This is a genomic window from Methyloprofundus sp., assembly GCF_965251085.1.
Lineage (GTDB): Bacteria > Pseudomonadota > Gammaproteobacteria > Methylococcales > Methylomonadaceae > Methyloprofundus.
Genome location: NZ_OZ252594.1, coordinates 878,379 through 892,377 on the forward strand (window position 1 = coordinate 878,379; position 13,999 = coordinate 892,377).

The 13,999-nt window shown below is 41.0% G+C and carries 16 protein-coding genes; 5 read left to right on the forward strand and 11 right to left on the reverse strand.

Annotated elements, in window-relative coordinates; all coding sequences use genetic code 11:
* Window positions 1-8 precede the first annotated feature (8 nt).
* Window positions 9-287 carry an Lpp/OprI family alanine-zipper lipoprotein gene (locus tag ACQY3F_RS04175; protein ID WP_428353719.1) on the forward strand — a complete coding sequence of 93 codons (279 nt, stop codon included), beginning with the start codon at window positions 9-11 and terminating at the stop codon, window positions 285-287.
* A gap of 277 nt (window positions 288-564) precedes the next feature.
* On the opposite strand, the gene ACQY3F_RS04180 is transcribed toward ACQY3F_RS04175, so the two are convergent.
* Both ACQY3F_RS04180 and rdgC read right to left on the reverse strand, forming a co-directional pair.
* A complete protein-coding gene (locus ACQY3F_RS04180) occupies window positions 565-1,560 on the reverse strand; it encodes a L,D-transpeptidase family protein (protein WP_428353721.1) in 996 nt (331 codons plus the stop codon).
* A 232-nt stretch (window positions 1,561-1,792) separates the two neighbouring features.
* Entirely contained in the window at window positions 1,793-2,704 is a 912-nt protein-coding gene (rdgC, locus tag ACQY3F_RS04185; protein WP_428353723.1) for a recombination-associated protein RdgC, read from the reverse strand.
* A 201-nt stretch (window positions 2,705-2,905) separates the two neighbouring features.
* Here rdgC and ACQY3F_RS04190 point away from each other — a divergent pair, with 201 nt between their 5' ends.
* Genes ACQY3F_RS04190 through ACQY3F_RS04200 form a run of 3 tightly spaced genes read left to right on the forward strand, consistent with a single transcriptional unit; the run spans window position 2,906 to window position 4,432 of the window.
* Window positions 2,906-3,412 (forward strand): DNA-deoxyinosine glycosylase, encoded by a 507-nt coding sequence (locus tag ACQY3F_RS04190; RefSeq protein ID WP_428353725.1) that lies wholly within the window; start codon window positions 2,906-2,908, stop codon window positions 3,410-3,412.
* A 58-nt stretch (window positions 3,413-3,470) separates the two neighbouring features.
* Window positions 3,471-4,058, forward strand: coding sequence for a formyltransferase family protein (locus tag ACQY3F_RS04195; protein ID WP_428353727.1), 588 nt, complete (start codon window positions 3,471-3,473; stop codon window positions 4,056-4,058).
* 5 nt (window positions 4,059-4,063) lie between these two features.
* Window positions 4,064-4,432: a hypothetical protein gene (locus tag ACQY3F_RS04200; protein WP_428353729.1), complete on the forward strand. Its 369-nt coding sequence runs from the start codon at window positions 4,064-4,066 to the stop codon at window positions 4,430-4,432.
* A 127-nt stretch (window positions 4,433-4,559) separates the two neighbouring features.
* Here ACQY3F_RS04200 and ACQY3F_RS04205 read toward each other — a convergent pair whose 3' ends face one another.
* The 6 genes from ACQY3F_RS04205 to ACQY3F_RS04230 form a co-directional block, all read right to left on the reverse strand.
* Complete coding sequence (locus tag ACQY3F_RS04205) at window positions 4,560-4,754, reverse strand: hypothetical protein (protein ID WP_428353731.1); 195 nt, start codon at window positions 4,752-4,754, stop codon at window positions 4,560-4,562.
* Window positions 4,755-5,161: 407 nt separating this feature from the next.
* Window positions 5,162-6,460, reverse strand: a complete 1,299-nt coding sequence (locus ACQY3F_RS04210) for a dicarboxylate/amino acid:cation symporter (protein ID WP_428353733.1) — start codon at window positions 6,458-6,460, stop codon at window positions 5,162-5,164.
* Between the two features lie 82 nt (window positions 6,461-6,542).
* A complete protein-coding gene (locus ACQY3F_RS04215; protein WP_428353735.1) occupies window positions 6,543-7,229 on the reverse strand; it encodes a (5-formylfuran-3-yl)methyl phosphate synthase in 687 nt (228 codons plus the stop codon).
* 4 nt (window positions 7,230-7,233) lie between these two features.
* The gene (locus tag ACQY3F_RS04220; protein ID WP_428353737.1) at window positions 7,234-7,791 is read right to left on the reverse strand and encodes a DUF447 domain-containing protein; all 558 of its coding nucleotides are present in this window, start codon (window positions 7,789-7,791) and stop codon (window positions 7,234-7,236) included.
* Entirely contained in the window at window positions 7,788-9,176 is a 1,389-nt protein-coding gene (locus ACQY3F_RS04225; RefSeq protein WP_428353738.1) for a DUF6513 domain-containing protein, read from the reverse strand. The genes ACQY3F_RS04220 and ACQY3F_RS04225 overlap by 4 nt, the downstream gene beginning before the upstream one ends.
* Window positions 9,173-9,709 (reverse strand): flavoprotein, encoded by a 537-nt coding sequence (locus tag ACQY3F_RS04230; protein WP_428353739.1) that lies wholly within the window; start codon window positions 9,707-9,709, stop codon window positions 9,173-9,175. The genes ACQY3F_RS04225 and ACQY3F_RS04230 overlap by 4 nt, the downstream gene beginning before the upstream one ends.
* A gap of 119 nt (window positions 9,710-9,828) precedes the next feature.
* Between ACQY3F_RS04230 and folP the strand changes: the two genes are divergently transcribed.
* Window positions 9,829-10,650, forward strand: coding sequence for a dihydropteroate synthase (gene folP / locus ACQY3F_RS04235; RefSeq protein WP_428353740.1), 822 nt, complete (start codon window positions 9,829-9,831; stop codon window positions 10,648-10,650).
* 413 nt (window positions 10,651-11,063) lie between these two features.
* Here folP and ACQY3F_RS04240 read toward each other — a convergent pair.
* The 3 genes from ACQY3F_RS04240 to rfbA form a co-directional block, all read right to left on the reverse strand.
* Window positions 11,064-12,259 (reverse strand): ISAzo13 family transposase gene (locus tag ACQY3F_RS04240; protein ID WP_428352995.1). Its coding sequence is split into 2 segments (ribosomal slippage): window positions 11,064-11,452 and window positions 11,452-12,259, totalling 1,197 coding nucleotides; the frame shifts between segments, so codons are not numbered across the junction.
* Window positions 12,260-12,412: 153 nt separating this feature from the next.
* On the reverse strand, window positions 12,413-12,988 hold the full coding sequence (rfbC, locus tag ACQY3F_RS04245; RefSeq protein ID WP_428353741.1) for a dTDP-4-dehydrorhamnose 3,5-epimerase: 576 nt from the start codon (window positions 12,986-12,988) through the stop codon (window positions 12,413-12,415).
* The gene (gene rfbA, locus ACQY3F_RS04250; protein WP_428353742.1) at window positions 12,985-13,872 is read right to left on the reverse strand and encodes a glucose-1-phosphate thymidylyltransferase RfbA; all 888 of its coding nucleotides are present in this window, start codon (window positions 13,870-13,872) and stop codon (window positions 12,985-12,987) included. Before rfbA ends, rfbC begins: the two co-directional genes overlap by 4 nt.
* Window positions 13,873-13,999 lie beyond the last annotated feature (127 nt).

The window sequence follows — 13,999 nt, forward strand, 5'->3', positions numbered from 1 at the left end:
TAATGCAAATGATTAAATTATTAAAAGTTTCTGCTGTCGTTTTAGGTACTAGTTTGGCTATCGGTTGTGCAAGTACTGGCGATCTTGAAAAATTAACCGCAGATGTGGCGAGTCTTAAGGCGCAGACTGCAGCAATTTCTGCTAAAGCGGATAGTGCAGCAAGTGATGCAAGTGCAGCAGCAACAAATGCAGCAGCAGCAACTGCAGCGGCTAATCGTGCAGCAGATTCTGCAGCTGAAACAAACCATAAATTAGATCGCATGCTAAATAAAGCAATGATGAAATAATTTATGTATTTATAAGCAATACTTCGCGCGGTGACGATTGCGGATTTTATAACGAGTTTATTTTGGTCGAGAACAAAGCCTGCTCTGTACTTGATACGGGGCGCTGAAACAGACGCATAGCAAGCTACGCAATTGTTTCAGTAATGCAGCTATCGATAAAAATCGGTCGCTAGAAAACCGCAACCGTGTCCATGCGAAGTATAATATAAGCTTATAAAAAAGCCCGTTAACTTTTTTGTTTACGGGCTTTTTTTATGCCTACAATATTGCTAACTATTTATTCGCTGTCTGCTACAGTTGCTGGAATATCTTGTTCAAATATTTTGATGGGTAGGCCCTGGCGCTCTGTCAGAGCTGTTCTTAAGGCAGCACCATCCAGTACAGGCAAGACGCCATCATTGGCGTACTCTATTAAATCCAGAGCAATATCCAGTAAATCATCAGCTTGATGATTTTCCAGAGGAGGGTGAACCTCTATATATAAGCTATTTCCTGACCAGCCCACTTTAACCGCCTGGTTAACAATAGTGACAGGTTCCCCAACCTTAATGACAGGGAATAATGTACTAATATCTTCAGGGTACATACGAATACAACCATGGCTAACGCGTAAACCTACTCCATAGTGCTTGTTAGTACTGTGGATAAGGTAACCAGGGATACCCAGCCGCATGGCAAATAAGCCCAGAGGGTTGTTAGGGCCGGCGGGAACGACGTTGGGTAATGGATCGCCTTTTGCCGCATGTTCTTTTTTAATAGATTCAGGCGGGGTCCAGGTGGGGTTTTCTTTTTTTTCGACGATTTTAGTCTGGCCCAAGGGGGTATCCCAATCTTGTCGGCCTATGCTGATGGGGTGTGTGATAACAGAAGCGGGTCCTGTTCCTGTTGATTTTGGAAAGTAATACAGCCTGAATTCAGGCAAATTCAATATTAGTCCCGAACGGGGTGCATTGGGTAATAGGCGTTCACTTTGTAATTGAACCTGGGTGCCTACTTTGGGTAGCCAGCGGTCAACATCAGGGTTTAAGCGAATAATTTCATTCTGCCCCAGGTCAAAGCGACGTGCAATATCGAGTAAATCCTCATCCTTGCTTGCGATAGTCTGTTTGTTTGCACCCTCGGAGAATTCTCGAATTAGGCTATCGTGGGGGTTTTCGGGTAATAGAAAGGCGATGGCCTGTGCATTGCCACTAGCCAGTATAACGGTGCTGGCTAGTGCGATAGCTATTGCCCTTTGTGGGCTAGAGAATTTTTTACGTTTCTTAATTAACATTAAAAATGTATTTATTTGTGCATCTATTCAGTATTGTGGAATAGCTAAGGAACGCGCACGGAATAAGTTGAGCATCTAGCGCAGGATTTTTATTCGTATTCAAGACGTAGAAACAGGCGCATAGCCAGCTACGTAACAGTTTCTACAACGCAGAAGACGGATAAAAAGACAAGCCAGTTGCTTAAGTTATTTCGTGCGCGTTCCTAAGTATTGATAATATAGCGCAATGAAATTAAGAGCTAATATTTTCGCCACCAAAAATCTCTAACAAACGCGGCAGGAAGGAACTCAATTCCTGCGACATAATGGTAAAGTCTACATCAAATTGTGCTTCAGCTGAATCTGTTTCGGTCTCGGCTACTTGGTCTTGAATAAGATCCAGGAACTTGAGGCGTTTAATAGATAGGTTTTCATCCACTATAAATGACAGGCGGTCAGCCCAGGTTACAGCCAATTTAATGACTTGTTTTCCAGTATCTAAATGATTTTTAATTTCTGGAGCAGCAAGGTCCTGATGTTTGCAGCGAATAATGCCACCTGATTCCTCTGGCGCACGTAGTTCACATTCATCTTCAATTAAGACATCGGCAGGACTCGCATTTTGCAATAACCACTGCGTCATGGTGCTAACAGGTTTTTCTTTGCTGCTCACAGGGACTAGAGGTAGAGAGCCCAGATTTTTGCGTAAAAAACTGATTAACTCTTCGGCTTTTTTTGCCGAGGCTGCATCAACGATAAGCCAGCCACCTTTAGGGTCTATATAGGCAAAGGTTTTTTTGGAGAAAGAGAAAGCACGGGGCAAGAGTTCAAAAATGATCTGATCTTTTAGTTCTGAACGTTCTTTCTTGGATAGTTTACGTGCTTCCTGTTCTTCTTTCTCAGTGATTTTTTCTGCCGTCATTTCATTAATAACGCTGGTAGGCAGTACCTTTTCCTCTTTTGTGGCGCATAACATGATATAGCCATTACTCTGATGGATAAGTTGCTCAGAGCCGCGACCTAGTGGTGAAGTCCAGCCATAACTGAATACTTCAGTGGGTGAGCAGGGCTTAAAACGGAAACTTTGTAGTTTTTCTTCAAGTTCTGAGGGCGTTAATGTAAAAGTTTCGGTTAAACGGTAAATAGCAAGATTTTTAAACCACATAATACAGATTATTTTTAGATAAATTTAAGAATTAGATTCGAGTGTGTTGCGCTAAATTTATGTCGGGCATTATAAATTTTCAAGATAATTGCTTATTGCTATGACTTTAGAGCAGGCGGAGCATTATCGCAAAAATCACTCAATATATCGATCTCTATTGTGCTATCGTGCCATTCTTTATTTGTTCGGCTAGCTTTAGAGATGACGCAACAGACAGGTTTTAATCTATTAGGAAATGATAAGGCGCGGATTTTAATTCTGGGGAGTATGCCGAGTGTGGTTTCATTAGATAAACAACAGTATTATGGGAACCCACGCAATGCATTCTGGCGCATTATGGCGACTTTGTTCAATCAGGGTAAGCCGATAGCTTATCAGCTCGCAGAACAGCTTTTAGAGGCTCAGGGAATTGCAGTCTGGGATGTGTTAAAATCCTGTACCAGGCAAGGCAGTCTGGATGCGTCGATCGATAAACATTCAGTGCAAATAAACGACTTTGGTTGTTTATTTAAAACCTTTGTCCAGGTTCAAACGGTGTTTTTTAATGGTGGCATGGCTGAGTCCTTGTATAAAAAACATGTTTATCAGGCTCTGGCAATAGAATTTAAATCGCTGAATTATACCAGATTGCCCTCCACCAGCCCTGCCTATGCAGCTATGCGTTATGAAGAAAAATTAGCGGCATGGTCTGTGCTGAAAAAGTTATGAGCGGTCTTAAATCCGTTCATAATGCCCGTAAAATTTAATAAAGACTGATGGTTCTCTGATGAAAATAAGCTTTTTAGCTTCACATGGTGGCAGTTCTGCCCGCGAAATTATCGCTGCCATTCAAACACACAAATTAACAGGCTTTGAAATTGGTATATTGATCACTAATAACAAGACGACTACAATTTATCCCTGGTGTCTGGAAAATGCAATTGAAGTCATGCATATTAGTGGTGAAACGCACCCGGATAACGAAGATGCTGCGATAAAACAAGCTCTGCTAGCTGCGGGTACAGATATCGTCGTGTTGTCCGGTTATATGAAGAAAATTGGTGCTGCAACCTTGACAGTATTTAAAGATAAAATTCTTAATATACATCCTTCATTATTACCTAAGCATGGAGGGCATAAGATGTATGGAGATTTTGTGCATGCGGCAGTCTTAACTGCAAAAGAGAAGCAGAGTGGAGCATCAGTACAGGTGATTAATGCAGTTTATGATGCGGGCCCGGTTTTATTGCAAGGGCAAGTGCCGGTTTTGGCAGATGATACTGTTGCCACTCTAGGAGCAAGAGTGCGGGCGATAGAAGCAGAGCTATATATCAATGCCTTGAAAAAATGGCAGGAAAATGATTTTAAAGGGTGAGTAATATGCAAGATAAACCAGGGGCTGTTGCACAAAATTCAACAACGCTTATAAACCTAGGGCGAAGTAAGCGCTTAGCGGCTATGCGTCAATCCCAACAACGCCCAGAAAATTCGCTCAGTTCAACGCGACAAAAATCTGTTGTAAATAAAAGAGACTTTGAGATACAGGAGGCGAGGGAGTTGATTGCGCAACGCATGTTGAAAATTAAATCGTCTTATTCCCCGGGTATGCAAAACAAGTTGTTTGTATTGCGTTACGGAACTGAACAAAAGATGAGTCAGCTAAATTTACAACAGCTTTATACGCTGTTATGTATGCCTCAGAAATTAAGCAAAGAGATTAAAGAAGTGGGGTATCAGGAAAATATCTGATGGGGCTGGAAGTGCAAGCTGTTATATCGAGGAGCAAGTTAACTACCTTAACGTTGAAGTTAAGGTAGTCACCATCATTGATATGGAATATGTGAATATTCCATTTTCAAACTAGTTTCAAAAAATCCTATTCAACAAAGATATTTTGAGTTCTTAATCTTTTTGCATTTGCATCTTCAAAAGCTGCTTGAGTAGATTCAGTTGAAGGAGTGTTCATGTTTAAATGCTTAGTTTCATCTTTTTTCAGGATTAAAACACCTATGACAGCGATTGCAATGATTCCACCGATGTATAGCGTTGATCTATCTTTTGGTTCAGCCATTTGAATTTCCTCTGTTGTTATTTTTATAAAAAAACTGCGCTTAGCACAGGTAAGGCAGATCAATATTATTATTTGCCTTGCGTATGTCGAGAGCATTTACTCGAAATCGACGGTGTATTTTTATCACGATTAATTGTGTCGTGTCAAAACAATTATTTAATAAGGAATTTATAAGTCGGGGGATAAAATATATCTTATTGATACTTAAGGGCTATAGTTTTCTATAGGCAGAAAATATTTTTACTGTCCCGGCTTCAATGAATGGCAGATATTATAGCATTTTAGTTTGAATTTGGATAAAAATCCGCTTTGATTTAGAGCTTGCTAATATTGCTCAAGCTGATTTATTTTTGTGAATTCTATCACAAAAAATCGAAAGCTATCAGGCTTGTCCTTACTAGCCGTTATTATGCAGTTTTATGGGGTAAATGTAGCTCGGTGATAGTGCCAGCATCCGGGTCATTAAAAATAGCATCGTCGATAGTATTTTCACCTCTGGCTACGATACAGGTGACCGTTGCATCCCCGGTAATATTAACCACGGTCCTTATCATATCTAATAGACGATCTACGCCCAGTATTAAGCCTATCCCTTCAACGGGTAGTCCTACTTGATTAAAGACCATGGCAAGCATAATAAGCCCGACTCCAGGGACTCCTGCTGTACCTATAGAAGCGAGAATCGACATACCTATAATGGTAATATATTGGCTTAGGCCCAAATCTATCTGATAAACATTAGCTATAAATACAGTAGCCACGCCTTGCATGATTGCTGTGCCATCCATATTTATCGTTGCTCCTAGCGGCACAGTGAAAGCTGCCGTGGTATTGTTAACACCGATACGTTTTTCCAATGCTTGCAGAGTAACTGGGATAGTGGCATTAGAACTTGCGGTGCTAAAGGCGAATATATGCGCAGGACGCATTTTTTTAAAGAATATCAGTGGATTGAGTTTGGCAAAAAAAGTAAGTAACAATGAAAAGGTGCCTAGCGCATGCAGTAACAAGCATAATACGACCACTGAAAAATAACCTATCATGGGTACAATAAGGGCAAAGCCTTGTTCGGAAAAGGTTTTTGCCATCAGGCAAAAAACACCTATCGGTGCAAAGTCCATTACTAGAGTGACAACTTGCATCATCACTTCGTTTAACTTCTCGGCGCTGCTAGCAAGCTGTTTACCTATTTCACCTGTCATTAACATGGCGATGGCAAATAAAATGACGAAAAAGATAATTTGCAACATATTGCCTTGTGCAAACGCTGCAACTGGATTACCGGGAATAATATTAATCAATACCTGAGTAATCGGTGGGGAAACTTTGGCGACAAACTCAGAATTCGCAGTTGGCGGTGTAAAATCTTTTCCTGGCGATAGTGTAATGGCTATTGTTAAAGCTAAGGTAATGGCTATGCCAGTGGTTAGTATATAGAGCAGAAAGGATTTTAAACCGATGCGTCCTAGTGCGTTGATATCGCCAATTCCACAAACCCCACATATCAGTGAAAAGGTAACCAGGGGGACTACCAGCATTTTTAGAGCATTGATAAATGCCGAACCGATGACGTGGAATAAACCATGGACAAAGTAAGTCTGGATAATCTCCTGGTGCAGAGCAAAAATATTAATTAAGCTGCCAAGGATAAGTCCTAGAACCATAGCAATCAGTATTTTATTGGTCAGTGATATTTTTTTTGTCATATTATTCTCTACTTTAATAAATCACCCAGAATCCTATGTATACCTTAATTAGAAGTTTAAGATGACGATTCTTTCAAATATGTTAATTGTGACAGTGTTCCAGACTAGTCTTCACTTTTTTGAACGCGATAGGATCTAGCTCCGCTGTACGCTGATATTGTTTGCACAACGCTCCTCTAAAGCCTAAGTAATCAGCTTGTAAGGGGAGTAATGCGGGAATATCCGTCACACGTAAAGATCCTGCCAGGCCACAGAGTAAATGATTGTCCTTGGCCGTTTGTACAAAATGCTGCAGAGTTTCCAACGGCATGACTTGAGTGAGTGAGCCATTACTTTTATCCATAGTATCCAGCATGATGCCTGCAAACCCGGCCTTGGAAAAAAGTTTTACAGTCTTTAAATCGGGTTGTTGATCAGCAAATAATACGGCAATCAGTTTTAAAGAGCCTGAAGATAGCGTTGCCAGTTTTTGAATCACTGTATCCCAGTCCGGATCGGGGAAAAAGCCAATTTTTATATAGTCTACACCGGTATCTGCCATTGCTTTAACGGCATTAAAAATAATATCCGCCTGCATCGGTAAATCACCCACCGTTGCGCTAACGGGTTTAGAGCAGCGAAGCTGGGTGACAATAGTTTTAACCTGTTTAGTCTGTAATGCACCGAGAGCACCTAAAGCAGGTTGTTTGAGGTCAATAATATCGACATCCAGTTGTCGCGCAATCAGGGCTTCTTCCAGGCTATTGACGCTTGCCAGCATACGACTCATAGGCTCATAACTCTCTTAGTTTTTGTTCGATAGCTTTTGTAACCCAGTCCCAGGCTTCTCTTTCTTTAGGCCCCGCTGTTTTATTAAAGCCGATATGCAAATATTCCAGCTCGGTATGAATTTTAGTTGCCAGCAAGTGGTTAACACGGCTTAGTAAAATTGCGGCTTCCAGTACTGAAAATTGCGCACGGTTAAACCCTTTAAAAGGAGCGTGATTAACACGGTGTAGCGCCTGACAGAATAGTTTGGGGCGTACTGGGTCATCGTCCACATGAGTTAATTTAACTGCACAATGCGCTAAGCTTCCTTGTAGGAAATGACCATCGATTTTTTTTGTTTTTAGTAATGGCCAGTCATTCCGCCCTGTAACACAGCCTGCAAAAATTCTGACGTCATCTGTGTAATTAATCACCGCAGTTTTAGTTGCCAGAATATTATCTAATGTGACTGATGGGCGAAAGGGCAAAATAATAAACTCATCCCCCGCAACATGAATCCCCATAGGGGCAATATGCGTTTTTCCTTCATTATTTTGCGTTGTAACGATGGTTTCTTGAATCATTGCTTTTTAAATGTTGTTCCTTGTGGCTTAAAAGTATGTAAATCGACAGTTTGTTCGCTGATTTTTGCAGCGCAACCCCAGTCTAAAGCCTGGTCCTGATTAAAACGTTTACCTAACTGCCATGCGGTTTCCGCGCGGGCTAGCTCGACGCCCAGATAAAATGCGTGCCCTGCATCATCTTCGACTTGTAATTTAGGGTATAAATCAAAGGGGTCGATAGCACTATGCAAGCCATCGCGATTATAAATGTGCACGCCTTCGGTACTTATTTGAATACGAAAACTCGGGTCTTTTACCTGTATAGCAAACTCTTTGATTTCTTCAAGCTGATAGGGAAAAGGTGACGTTTCATGTAAGGCCATCAAATCGGCATTTATATGCTTGGGCAAAGTATTGTTTTCTTTGGCTGCATACATAATACGCCGAGCCATATCGGCCTCTTTAATGGCGCGATGTGCATGTTGGCTGACTTCAGTAGCGAGTATATGGTTGATATTCAGCTCTGAACACATACCTAGTAAGAGCGCATTCATCCCAGCTGTATCCGCATGCGTGAGTTCGGTGATATTGCCCACCCCAAGCATCATTTCGATATCGGGGTATTTTTGCCGAACGGTATGATAGCGCACCACCGATTCAGTAAAACCAAAATGGATCGGGTCAAGAATAGGATCTACGATAAAGGGTTTATTTTTCGCCTGTAACTGATCTATGACATTATCGAGACAACTGATGTCAGCATGCTTTTCCGGGATAATAATAGGAATGGCATCCACTTCATCAGCTACCCATAAGGTGCTTTCATGCAGGCTGAGCATATAGTCCGCACCGGCTTTAGCTCCACGTAAAAGATCATCCGTTTCCAGAGAGTCGATACTGACCTTAAAGCCCTCCTGTTTTAATGCCTGGATAATATCTTCCATATGCGCAAAAGGAGTCTCCGGCAAACAGCCTATATCAATAATATTAGCGCCATTGTCCTGATAATAATAAGCGCGTTGTACGACTGCTTCGACAGGTAGATTAGGAGCATCAACAATTTCAGCAAAAATCTTCACATCATAATGACTTAAATCTATATGTAATGCCTGTTTACCAAAATACAACGGTAAATCCTTTAATTCATCTGGGCCACGCTCAACGGGGACCGCGAGGGTTTTACTCAGTGCCTGTATATCACCACGACAACGGCCTGGCAGAATAATTCGGTCAGCATTAAACGTATCTTTTAAACGGCGCGCTATCATATCTGCGGTCATCAATGCTGCCACTTTAACGCCAATCTGATGCACCGTATAGGTAAATTCAGGTTGCATCTTTTGTAGAATCTGCTGCAATTGTTTTTCCGCCAGCTTGCCTGTTAAAAACAGGATATGTTCACTCATGATAAAGAGGCAAGGCGGTGTTGCATAGCTAACCTGAGTTCATCAACACTTTCTACTACGGTGGTATATTCAAAGCTGCGTAAAGCTTCGGTGGCATCCAGATCTATTTTGCGTGGATAAACCATCACTTCTCCACCCGGGGCTGTGGTTTTCATTTCGGGGGCGATATCGCAAGGGTAAACTATATTAGGCACACGGCATTTACCAGCCTGGGAATATAAATTAGTCACTAGCGTATCGGCAATGCCCAGTACGCATTTTGCAACAGTATTCGAAGTTGTTGGCGCCACAATCAGTGTATGATAATAGCCTTTATAAAATAAACCTACCGGCGGGGCAGACGCTGCTTTATCACGATAGATACGCACTCTGTCACGTAGATCATTAATATGAATCCCGTACATTTTTAATACTTCTTCACCCGCCTGGCTCAGATATAAATCAACATTGTCTAAAGTGAGCATATAGTCTATGCATTCTTCAATATAATGTCCAGAGCCGGTAACAGCCCAAGCAATACGGGGTGAAGTCATATAATGTATTATGTTTATTAGGCAAGGTAGAAGAATAATTAATCCGTCATATTATATACGTTGGCATATTTTCTTGGCGGATTTCTTGGTAAAAAGGCTAGTTAGGAGCACCCCCCTTTATGTTTGATCTGTTAACGCACCCATTAATTATGGGAATTTTAAATGTCACCCCCGATAGTTTCTCAGATGGTGGAAAATTTAGTGAAATAGACAGTGCATTGGCGCAGGCAGAGCGAATGAATAGCGAAGGTGTGGATATTATTGATATCGGCGGGGAGTCAACTCGACCCGGTGCAGAGTCAGTCTCAGTTGAAGAACAAATAGCACGGGTGGTTCCAGTAATTCTAGCAATACGCAAACAGCTTTCTGCTACATTGCCTATTAGTATAGATACAACTTTAAGTGCTGTAGCCAGAGCTGCGCTGGATGCCGGCGCGACGATAATCAATGATATTTCAGCAGGCGTACAGGATTCTGCCATTCTCACTTTGGCGGCAGATCGTAAAGTACCGATTATTCTTATGCATATAAAAGGCCAGCCCGAGAATATGCAGGATGCACCTTTTTATAAAGATGTGGTGAATGAAGTATTAATTGCATTACAAGAGCGTATCGATGCAGCACTCGCTGCAGGAGTAGCAAAGCAGCAGATTGCAATCGATCCAGGTATAGGTTTTGGTAAACGTAGACAAGATAACCTGGATTTATTAGCTAACCTAGATCGATTTGTCGCCACAGGTTATCCGGTATTATTAGGCACCAGCCGTAAACGCTTTATGGGCAGCCTGTGTGCAGTGACCGAACCCGCAGAGCTAGTTTGTGCAACAGCGGCAACCACGGCCCTGGGCGTGCAGCAAGGCGTGCAAATGTTCCGTGTACATGATGTTAAAGAAAACAGGCAAGCAGCAGATGTGGCGTGGGCAATTAAGCAGGCCGGTTAATCACAAATAGATAAGGGAAATGGAAATAATTAATTATCCAATGTGTTAACTCATAGGTTCCCTCTATAAGAGGATTAACAGGATGTGCTGACGATAGGAAGCGCATCAATCACCGAAAGGTGCGCTTCGTACCTCAATATCCTATGCCTTTCACTTTAAATGAGTCATAGAACATGAGAAGCAGGGACAATGTTTTTTCTATTTATTCTGGATGATTATTTTTTTCCATATCCCTACGGCCTGAGTTGCACTAGCAAAATTCCTGCGTGTTTTAGCTGGAACCTTGCTGATTAAGCACAGATTCCCGATAACAAACTTCGGGAATGATGAGTTTTGTTACTTTCTGATATTTTTGGCTTTATATGTCAATAGCTGAGATTTACGTAATCAGTAAGGGAGATGGAAAGAAATAATCATCCAGAACAACCAGGAGAAATGGTCAAAAACCATTTCTCCAACGATGGCATTCGGTCAACAAACTGATAATACGTCTTCATTGCTTTTTTACCTACCTTTACTCCTGTTTCATATATTTTTTCTGTTAATTTAACAATAGGTGCTTTGCCATTGTAGGTCATACTTTTGGCAAATTTTAAAGTTGTTTCAACTGTATCCATTATGTCGCCACTAATATGATTTTCATAGGCTCCCCATACTCGTTCAATTGGGTTATATTTACTATGATAAGGAGGGTAGTAGGCCAGTTTTATCTTTATGTTGCTTTTTTCAGCAAACTCCACAAGCCTTTTTATAAACTGAGTTCTGGAGCTACTGTTCTCCATACCATTGTCAGCGTGTGTGTCAGAATATCTACTCCATATTTTTCTTGAATTTCTGGCCAAATTTCTTCCAATCGGTCAACGATGAAATCACTGCTGGCATAGCCTGCTGTAAAGAAAAGGAAAAAATCATCATGTTCAGGCAGATAAAAACCAAAAGGAGTTAACTTTTCCTTAACATCTAAATCATGATCCTCTGCTTTTGTTAAAACCCGATTTCGTCCTCCCCGTGAAAAATTTCCTATATTCATTCTTGCTTTGGCATCAATTGATATACGAATCTCTTTTGGGTTGATATCTGCCATTCCATTGACTGAATGAACTTGTTCAAAAATTGCATCCGTTTCCTTGATTTTCTTATGAGGCTTTGTTTTTTGTACCTTTTTTGGATGGTAACTCAGGTCATTTAATTTTGTATTGATAGTTTTTGAGCAAGGTAATGTTTTTTCATCGTAATAATCAATCTCCAGTAAACGTTTTCTAACTTCTTTAGCCGTTAGCCGGGTATATAATCGACAGGAATTAAAAGAGGGATCCGTTTGACACTCCGGTTCAGCAATTTTTTTTATGTCATCAAGTAGATGAGGAAAATGCTCTTCACTTTTATTACGCCCTCTCGCTGAAAAATTATCTTCTATGGGCTGAGTTTCAAGTTCATATTGTCCTTTTCGGATAGTGCCTCTATTCCATCCTAGTTTTTCTTCAGCAATACTTGCACCACCTGAGCCTAGTAGCTCCACCGTTTCAGCCATGAATATACGACGTACCGAGCCTTTTAAACGATGGGCTGTATTTATAATCCAACCTATAATGCTATCTGTTAATATCAACAAGCTTATCTGCCTAGTGTGAGAATAAATTCAGAATTCATTATTATAAATTATTGAGACACAAGCTTACTTCGTTTGGATGATTATTTCTTTCCATCTCCCTAAGTTTATCTACTCTATAGGCCTAGTGACATCAACCCACTGAATCTATGATCAGGCATAATAGTTGGTGTGATAATCAAAACTGGTTTCTAATGCAGATAACTTGGGTTGTTTTGTGTCTTTACTGGAAAGTTGTAGTTGATCCCTTGGTATTTGCCAGTCTATGCCTAGATGCTCATCATCAAATGCTAATCCACGGTCACACTCGGGCGAGTAGTAATTATCTACTTTATAAGCAAAAGTCGCATGCTCGCTGAGTACCACAAATCCATGGGCAAAGCCTCTGGGGACAAAAAACTGGTGATTGTTTTCTCCCGTTAATTCGACGGCTACGTGCTGTCCGAAAGTCGGGCTGTTTTCGCGTATATCCACGGCAACATCAAGTACAGAACCCTCTATGACTCTAACTAGCTTGCTTTGTGCATGGGGAGGTAATTGAAAATGCAGGCCTCTGAGTACCCCTTTAGAAGACCTGGATTCATTATCTTGAACAAAGTTGACTTTATACCCGATGGATTGCTCAAATAAATCCTGGCGAAATGTCTCTATAAAATAGCCTCGCTCATCACCATGAATTTTTGGTTCAATCAGGATAAGTCCGGGTATTGTTTGTGGGATAAATTTCATTTGGTTTTACCTTCTTCCGCTCTTTGCAGCAGATATTGACCGTATTGGTTTTTTGCTAGTGGTTTAGCGAGTTCAATTAATTGTTCTTTGCTGATATAGCCCTGCTCGAAGGCAATTTCTTCTATACAGGCAACTTTTAAGCCTTGCCTTTTTTCGATAGTTTCTATAAATTGTGAGGCTTCTAGCAGGCTTTCATGTGTTCCGGTATCTAACCAGGCATAGCCTCTACCCAGTAATTGTACTTTTAATCGATGTTCATCCAGGTAGAGTTGATTAACCGTAGTGATTTCTAATTCACCTCGTGCAGAGGGTGTTATTGTCGCTGCTTTTTTTACCACATCATTTGGGTAAAAATACATGCCTGTTACTGCGTAATTGCTTTTTGGGTGTGTGGGTTTTTCTTCCAGGCTGATGGCATTGCCTTGCTGGTCAAATTCAGCGACACCATAGCGTTCAGGATCGGCAACACGATAACCAAATACAGTGGCTTTGTTATCTTGTTTAGCTGTGATTACGCCGGCTTCTAAAGTTCTTTTAAGATCGTGCCCATAAAAGATATTGTCACCTAGTACCAGGCATACATCGTCATCACCGATAAATTTTTTCCCTAGAATAAAGGCCTGAGCTAATCCATCAGGGGAGGGTTGTACTATGTATTCAACCTGCAAACCTATATCAGAGCCATCTTCGAGTAAGCGTTTAAAACTTGCCTGATCATCAGGAGTAGTAATCACAAGTATTTCTGTTATCCCAGCCATCATCAATACAGATAATGGATAGTAAATCATGGGCTTATCATAAACGGGAAGGGCCTGTTTTGATATTCCTTTGGTAATAGGGTAAAGACGTGTGCCTGAGCCGCCTGCGAGTATTATTCCTTTCATTATTTAATAGTAGGGTAAAGTTGTTATTTTAGCGTATTAGATTTTTGTTAGCTGCAGTACGCTGCGTATGTATTTGGATTAGTATCTGTGAGCCTGTTTGTTAAAATTGTTATCCATTTGCGCAAAG